This is a genomic window from Polaromonas sp. P1_G4, assembly GCF_056405475.1.
The window spans coordinates 1-806 of the sequence record NZ_JBFUCA010000957.1; the positions used below are offsets into that span (position 1 = coordinate 1).

Annotated in this window: 1 protein-coding gene; it reads left to right on the forward strand. The window is 61.0% G+C overall.

Annotated elements, in window-relative coordinates; all coding sequences use genetic code 11:
- Window positions 1–806: nitroreductase family protein (locus tag AC1D1X_RS24720; protein ID WP_477699543.1), on the forward strand; the 806-nt coding region annotated here is incomplete at both ends.

Genomic DNA, 806 nt, shown 5'->3' on the forward strand with positions numbered 1-806 from the left:
TCGAAGTCCAGGCACCCGCACTGCTTTTGGACCAGGCCTTCAGCCTGTGCGACGGAACACGCACTGTCGACGAAATCCTGAAGAGTTTCGGGAACGCGCAGGAGCGCTCTGAGTTTGCCCAATTCATGGAATTCCTGCTCGCCGAGGGCGCTTTGATCGACGCCAGCCTGGTGAGCGCACACGCTGCGCACTACGCCTTTCAGTTCAGCCCTTTCGGCCTTTCAGCGGCCGCCAAATTGACAGGCAGCATTGCAGCACGCTTTTTGTGGAATGAAGAGCAGTCCGAGGAAACCCTGCCCGAGTCTGCCGCCAGAGTGGAAAGCACGCCGCTTGACCCTTTCTTTTCCGCGCGCACAACAAGCTATACCTTTGATGACAAGCCGGTATCCATTTCCGCGCTGCACAAACTGCTTTGGTCCCTCGCCGGTGTAGTCCGGGTCAAGCATCCGCGAATAGGATATGCGATGCCGCAACGCACCATCGCGTCTGCAGGTGGCATGCACCTGGTGGAGGTTTACGTGGCGCTGCAACGCCAGGTCGGTGACTATCTGCCCGGCGTGTACAAGGTTCAATACCCCGACGAGCGTACGGTATTGCTGCACCCCGTCGGGAACACACCGCCGCAGCTGGCCCTGGCCTTCGGCAAGCCCTGGGAGTTAACCTACGCAACGGGTGCCGTTTTCCTCGCCGCCGATCCGGCGATTGCAGCGACGCGCTACCGCAACCGCTCGCTCCAGTACCTCTTTATGGAAGCCGGTGCAGCGCTGCACAACGGCGCACTCAGCGCCGGTGCCCTGGAGCTGGGC